At 73.2% G+C, this 6,671-nt stretch carries 6 protein-coding genes; all 6 read right to left on the reverse strand.

Annotated elements, in window-relative coordinates:
- Window positions 1-122 precede the first annotated feature (122 nt).
- Complete coding sequence (locus tag OUY22_RS34925) at window positions 123-1,679, reverse strand: acyl--CoA ligase family protein (protein ID WP_270159587.1); 1,557 nt, start codon at window positions 1,677-1,679, stop codon at window positions 123-125.
- 9 nt (window positions 1,680-1,688) lie between these two features.
- On the reverse strand, window positions 1,689-2,348 hold the full coding sequence (locus OUY22_RS34930; protein WP_270159588.1) for an HAD family hydrolase: 660 nt from the start codon (window positions 2,346-2,348) through the stop codon (window positions 1,689-1,691).
- Window positions 2,345-3,280 carry a phosphotriesterase family protein gene (locus OUY22_RS34935; RefSeq protein WP_270159589.1) on the reverse strand — a complete coding sequence of 312 codons (936 nt, stop codon included), beginning with the start codon at window positions 3,278-3,280 and terminating at the stop codon, window positions 2,345-2,347. The genes OUY22_RS34930 and OUY22_RS34935 overlap by 4 nt, the downstream gene beginning before the upstream one ends.
- A gap of 2 nt (window positions 3,281-3,282) precedes the next feature.
- Entirely contained in the window at window positions 3,283-4,830 is a 1,548-nt protein-coding gene (locus OUY22_RS34940; RefSeq protein ID WP_270159590.1) for an FGGY-family carbohydrate kinase, read from the reverse strand.
- A complete protein-coding gene (locus OUY22_RS34945; RefSeq protein WP_270159592.1) occupies window positions 4,830-5,879 on the reverse strand; it encodes an ABC transporter permease in 1,050 nt (349 codons plus the stop codon). Before OUY22_RS34945 ends, OUY22_RS34940 begins: the two co-directional genes overlap by 1 nt.
- Window positions 5,880-5,901: 22 nt before the next feature.
- A partial coding sequence (locus tag OUY22_RS34950; protein WP_270159593.1) for an ATP-binding cassette domain-containing protein occupies window positions 5,902-6,671 on the reverse strand: 770 nt, incomplete at its 5' end.

Below are 6,671 nucleotides of genomic sequence, written 5' to 3' on the forward strand. Positions count from 1 at the left end.
GCTCGGCGATGGCGAGGCCGATGCCCCGGGAGGCGCCGGTCACCAGCGCCGCGGGCCTGGTCGTCGTCGTGGTCATGCGCGAACGCCCTCCTTCGGTGCCCGCGTACCGGCCGGCGGCGGCGTCATGCGTCCTCCCCGCTCGCACGGAGCACGTTCTTCTGGATCTTCCCGGTCGACGTCTTGGGCAGCTCGCCGAAGACCACCTTGCGCGGGGCCTTGAAGTGCGCCAGCCGCTCGCGTACGTACGTGATGAGGTCGCCCTCGGTCACCGGCGGCGAACCCGGCCGCGGTGCGACGAAGGCGACCGGCACCTGGCCCCACTTGTCGTGGGGGACGCCGACGACGGCCGACTCCAGCACCGACGGGTGGCCGTCGAGCACCCGCTCCACCTCGACGGAGGCGATGTTCTCGCCGCCGGAGATGATGATGTCCTTGGACCGGTCGCGGATCTCCAGGTAGCCGTCGGGGTGGCGCACGGCCAGGTCGCCGGTGCGCAGCCAGCCGTCCAGCTCCACCTCGGCGGTGGCCGCCTCGTCGCGGTAGTAGCCGAGCATGACGTCGTTGCCGCGGACCACGATCTCGCCGATCGTCTCACCGTCGGCGGGCACGTCCGCGCCCGAACCGTCCACGACCCGGATCCGCTCGGCGATCGTGTTGCCGACGCCCTGGCGGGCCTTGAGCTCGGCCCGCCGCGCCGGGGGCAGCTCGTCCCACTGCGGCTGCCACTGGTTGACGGCCACCGGCCCGAACGTCTCAGTGAGCCCGTAGAGGTGGGTGACCTCCATGTTCAGCTCGGCCATGCGGGCCAGCAGCGTCGGGGTCGGCGGCGCGCCGCCGGTCTGCACCCGCACGGTCCGTCCCAGCGGGACGTCCACCCGCGCCTCCGGCGCGCTGGCGATCATGGTGAGGACGGTCGGCGCGGCGCTGAAGTGCGTGACGTCCTCCTCGCGCAGCAGCCGCCAGATCTCGGCGGGGTCGACGGCGCGCAGGCAGACGTGGGTGCCGCCGGCGGCGGTGACGGCCCAGGTGAAGCACCAGCCGTCGCAGTGGAACATGGGCAGCGTCCACAGGTAGGCGCTGCCGGGGCCGAGCCCGGTGTGCAGCGCCATGGCCAGCGACTGCAGGTAGGCGCCCCGGTGGTGGTACATGACGCCCTTCGGGCGCCCCGTGGTCCCGCTGGTGTAGTTGATCGCCAGCAGCCCGCGCTCGTCCTCGCAGGCGACCGGTCGCGGCTCGGCCGCCGCCAGCAGCGCCTCGTACTCGTCCTCGGGGCCGCCGGCCACCACGAGCCGGACGCCGGTCGCCGCGGCGACCTCCCGCGCGCGCCCGGCCAGCTCGGCCGTCGCGACCAGCACCCGCGCGCCGGAGTGCGCCACGATGTGCGCCAGCTCCCCGGCCGACAGGCGGATGTTGAGCGGCACGAGCACCGCGGAGCGCATCGGCACCCCGTTGTGCAGCTCCAGCATCACGTGGCTGTTGACGCAGAGCGCCGCCACCCGGTCGCCGGGCCCGACGCCGAGGCCCGCCAGGGCCCCGGTGAGCCGCCGCGCCCGGTCGAGCAGCTCGCCGTACGTCAGGCGCGTGGTCCCGTCGATGACCGCGAGCCGGTCACGGAAGACGAGCCCGGACCGCTCAAGGAAGGCGGAGGGCGTGAGCGGGGTGAACGTGAACGATGCCATGGCGGTCCGTCACCGGGTCCAGGGCAGCAGGCCGGTCAGCTCGCCGGGGACGGCGGCGACGGCGAGCGGGGGCCGGGCCGAGGCCAGCTCGTCGGGGTAGTAGCCCCAGCCGGCGCCGACGAAGCCGGTCCCGGCGGCGAGGGCGGCCTCGGCGTCGTGCGGGCCGTCGCCCACGTAGACGCAGTCGCCGGCCGTCCAGCCCGCGCGCTGGAGCCCGAGCAGGATCGGCGCGGGCGACGGCTTGCGCTCGGTGGTGTCCTCGGTGGTGACGACCACGTCGAACAGCGGCAGCAGGTCCCGCGTGCCGTGCACGGTGCGCAGGTCGTGCTCGGTGCGGACGCGGCCCTTGTTCGTCACGATGCCGAGGCGCGATCCCTGCTCGCGCAGCGCGTCGAGCAGGTCCACGGCGCCCGGGTAGAGGACGACCTTCCGGTGTCCCTCGTCGAGGTAGTGGCGCTCGTACCGGGACTCGCACTCGGCCGCGCGGTCGCCCGCGACCACGGCCATCACCTCGCGCATCCGCCAGCGCATCACCCTGCCCAGGCCGAGCTCCAGCAGCGTCTCCCAGCCCCGGGGGACGGGGGCGAGCGCGGCCCGGTAGCAGTCCAGGATCGCCGGGCGGGAGTCGACGAGCGTTCCGTCAAGGTCGAACAGCACCGCGCGGGTCATCGGGCGGCCTCCCTGAAGGCGAGGAACCGGGCGGGGTTGGCGACGAGCGTCAGCTCGGCCAGCTCGTCGCCCAGGGCTTTCCTGATGGCGTCGAGGCAGGCGCCGAGCCCGGGGGAGCCGCCGTAGGCGCGCTGGTAGGAGCCGCGGCCGAGGTCGCCGGAGACCATCACCCGGGTGTGGCCCGCGTCCACGAGGCGGCGCACCATCGCGGCCCGGTCGGCGTCGTGGCCGTACTTGTCCTTGGTCCACTGGTCGAGCCCGAGCCAGGCGCCGCGGCGGGCCAGCGAGATCAGGTAGTCCGCTTCGAGGTTGCGGTCGAGGTGGCCGACGCAGACCTGGCCGAGGTCGAGCCCGGCGGCCTCGAACACGTCGAGCTGCTGGTGGCCCAGGCGGCCCGCCTGGGTGTGGGTGAGGATCGGCGCGCCGGTGGCCCTGGCCGCGAGGGCCGCAGCCGTGAGCACCTTGCGCTCCACGTCCCACAGCTCCTCGGTGGAGCAGGTCCCGGCCTTGATGACGCCGGCCCTGGTGCTCTCCGGGCCGAAGCCCGTCCGGATGTCGTCGGCGAAGCCGGCGGCCAGCTCCTCGCTCGTCCGCCTGGACGTGCCGGCCGGGTAGTAGATGCCCTTCTGCAGGCCGGTGCCCTGGACGATGCGGGCGCCGGTGGCCCTGGCGGCGGCCAGCGCGGCGGTGACGTCGCGGCCGTAGTCGACCGTGGTGAGCTCCACCAGCCCGCCGCCTCCGGCCGCGACGAGGTCGGCGACCTCCGCCTCGGCGCCCGCCGCGGTCCCGAACTCCAGGTCGGGGTCCTGGTGGACGGCGTAGGCCGGCGGCGCCGTGAGCAGGTGCTCGTGGATGAGCATCGGACCCAGGGAGTCCGGGGACACGTCCCCGAGCACCGTGCGGACCAGCCCGGCCGGTTCTGCGGTGTACACGATCAGTCCTTTCCTTGGATGCCTGCGCGGCCGAAGCCGGCGAACAGCTCGCGCGCCACGGCCTGCGCGCTCACGAAGCGCTCGAACGCCTCCCGGTGCGGCTCGGCCATGCGGGGGTCGGGCTCGACCCGGCCCACGGTACGGACCATCGCCGACACCGCGGTCTCCAGGTCCTTCCAGATGCCGACGCTGACCGAGGCGAGGATGGCGACGCCGAGCGCGGCCGACTCGCTGGTGGTCACCAGTTCGACCGGCACCTGCAGGGCGTTGCTGAAGGTCTGCCGCCACACCCGGCTGCGCGCGCCGCCGCCGGTCAGCCTGAGCAGGCTCAGGTCGTCGCTCTGCCGCCGGTAGCAGTCCAGGGCGGCGTACACCTGGCCCTCGTAGACGGCGCGCAGGATGTCGCCGCGCGTGGACCCGTGCTCCAGGCCGAGCATCACCCCGCGCACGTTCCCGTCCTTGAAGGGCGCCTGGACGCCGGCGGGGGACAGGTACGGCAGGAAGGTCAGGCCGTGGCCGGCCTCCTCCGACGCCAGCGCCTCGGCCTCGACGGCGGCGAAGTCGGCTCCGGCGCCGTCCGTCAGGTCGCGGCAGAACGTGCGCACGGCCCAGTCGAACGTGCCCGCGCCCGCGGTGTGGGCCAGGCAGCGGATCCAGTGCTCGCCGTCGGGCGACGGGTACACCCAGCCGACCCCGCGCAGGTCGTCGTCCAGGTGGCTGTTGACGAGCTGGTTCAGCCAGCTCGTGCCCAGCACCGACACGGCCTGGCCGGGCAGGACGACGCCGGTGCCGAGCATGGCCGAGATGGCGTCGCCGAGGCCGTTGGCGACCGGGGTGCCCTCGGGGATGCCGGTGGCCAGCGACGCCTCCCGGGTGACCGTGCCGATGATCTCTCCGGACGGGCGCACCTCGGGCGCCCTGGACAGGAACGCCTCGGCCCCGGTCAGTTCCATGAGCCGCGGCGAGATCCGGCCCGAGGCGATGTCGCCGGGCATCAGGGACACGTCGGTGGGGTCGGTGACCACGCGCCCGGTCAGGAACGCCTGGACGTAGTCCTTGGCGCAGGCGAAGTAGCGGGTTCTCGCGATCACCTCGGGCTCGTGCCGGGCCAGGTGCCCGAGGAGCAGCATGGTCATGCCGGGCAGCGCGCTGGTGGCCGAGATGTCGAGGTACTCCTCGTACAGCGGGCCCGCCTCGAACGCCGTCAGCGTGTCCAGGGTGCGCGCGTCCGGCCAGGCGATCGCGTTGCGGACCGGCCGGCCCGCGTCGTCGAGCAGCCAGGCGCCGGTCATGTGTCCGGACACGCTCACCGCGGCGATGTCCCCGGCCCGGCCGGGCAGGGCGGCGACGGCCTCGGCGACCGCGTCCATCGTGCTGCGCAGGCTCACCTCGGCGTCTTCCTCGTGCCAGCCCCGCCGCGGGCTCAGCACCTGGATGAACCGGGCGGCCCGGGACAGCTCGGTGCCGGCCTCGTCGAAGACGGCCGCCTTGGTGACGGTGGTCCCCTTGTCGATGCCGACGATCAGCCGGCTGCCTCCGGGAACGCTCATCAGTGGCCCACTCTCCGTCCGGACACCATGCGCCGCGCGCTGGTGCTCATGCCCACGGCCGCGATGAGCAGCAGACCCTGGAAGATGAACTGCGCGGAGGTGGACACGCCGTGGATCGCCATGCCGTTGAAGCCCACGGCCACGGTGACGACGCCGATGACCGTGCCCAGGACGTGGAACTCGCCGTCGCGCAGGCACGCCGAGCCCAGGAAGGCCGCGGCGAACGACGACAGCAGGTAGCCCTGGCCGCCCGCGATCTGGCCGCTGCCCACGTTCGCGGTGATCAGGACCCCGCCGGCGGCGGCGAGGACGCCGCACACCACGAACGCGAAGATGACCACCCGGTGCACCCGGATGCCGCTCAGCTCGGCGGCGGTCCTGTTGCCGCCCACGGCCTGCCACTCCAGGCCGAGCGAGGTGCGGTTGAGCAGCAGCCAGAGCACCCCGGCGACCAGGAAGAGGATGATGATCGGCCACGGGATCGGGCCCAGCTTGCCCAGGTAGACCTGGATCAGGTCCATCCCGCTGGCGTCCAGGCTCTGCGGCACGCCGGCGGTGACGATGTAGGTGGCGCCCATGACGACGCTGCCTATGCCCAGGGTGCCGACCAGGGCGTTGACCCCGAGTTTGGTCACGATCAGCCCGTTGACCAGGCCGATCAGCGCCCCCACGGCGAGGACCAGCCCGATGGCGCCCAGCTTGCCCCCGGCCGATCCCGCGTACAGCCCCGCGGTGAGCACGCCGGCGAGGCTGGCGGTGTAGCCGATGCTCAGGTCGAACTCCCCGACCACCAGCACCACGGTGAGACCGAGCGCGATCACGACGGAGATCGTCGACTGCAGCAGGATGTTCTGGAAGTTGGTGAACGACAGGAAGCGGCTGCCGTCCAGCAGGGAGAAGACGAGGACGAGCAGGGCGAGGACGAGCAGCGTGCCGTAACGGCCGAGGAACTTGACGGCCACCAGCGTCACCGAGCTCCCGCCCGCCTGATCAGACGGTGGCGGTGGGGCCGCGTGCGCGTCGGCCGCGATATGACCTGCGGTGTTCATGTGACTCTCCAGGTTCGTCTTTCTATGCCTGCTCGACGGCGGCCGGGCCGGCGGGCAGGAAGCAGAGGCGGGTCAGCTCGTCCTCGTCGAAACCGTCGTCGTTGTCGAACTGCGTGGTGGCGCGGCCTTCGACCATGACCACGATGCGGTCGCAGTACTCCAGCTCGGCCAGTTCGGAGGAGACGTAGACGACGCCGACGCCCTGGTCGGCGAGACCGCGGACCATCTGCTGGAAGTCGTAGCGCGCCCCCACGTCCACGCCCCGGGTGGGTTCGTCCAGCAGGAGCAGGCGCAGCCCGTCGACGGTGGCCCGGCCGAGCACCACCTTCTGCTGGTTGCCGCCGCTGAGCGACATGATCGAGTCGTTCAGGGACCGTGCTTTGAGCCGCAGCGACTCGGCGAGCCGCTGCGCGGATTCCCGGTAGCGGGACCGCCTGCTCAGGAGGCCTCCAGGTCCGCCGCCCAGGGTGCGGAAGCGGGAGCTGGAGAAGTTGAAGACGATGTCCCGCTGCGTGAAGATCGCCTGTGCCAGGCGTTCCTCAGGTACGAGGACGACACCCCTGGCCAGCGCCCTGGCCGGGTCGCGCGGCTGGTAGGGCCGGCCGTCGAGGCGGATCTCGCCGGACGCGACGCGGCGCAGGCCGACCAGCGCCTCCAGCACCTCGGTCCGGCCGGCGCCGACGAGGCCGGCGATGCCGACGATCTCGCCGGGGTTCACCTCGAACGAGACGTCCGCCACGCGGCTCTGCAGGCGCAGGCCGCTGACCGACAGGAGCGGGCCGTCGGCGCGCG

Source organism: Nonomuraea corallina (assembly GCF_027620315.1).
Classification (GTDB): domain Bacteria; phylum Actinomycetota; class Actinomycetes; order Streptosporangiales; family Streptosporangiaceae; genus Nonomuraea; species Nonomuraea corallina.

Excerpts from the sequence above, each read along its gene's own strand:
- OUY22_RS34945 (WP_270159592.1), bottom strand. The coding sequence starts at position 5,879 with ATGAACACCGCAGGTCATATCGCGGCCGACGCGCACGCGGCCCCACCG.
- OUY22_RS34930 (WP_270159588.1), bottom strand. The coding sequence starts at position 2,348 with ATGACCCGCGCGGTGCTGTTCGACCTTGACGGAACGCTCGTCGACTCC.
- OUY22_RS34940 (WP_270159590.1), bottom strand. The coding sequence starts at position 4,830 with ATGAGCGTTCCCGGAGGCAGCCGGCTGATCGTCGGCATCGACAAGGGG.
- OUY22_RS34925 (WP_270159587.1), bottom strand. The coding sequence starts at position 1,679 with ATGGCATCGTTCACGTTCACCCCGCTCACGCCCTCCGCCTTCCTTGAG.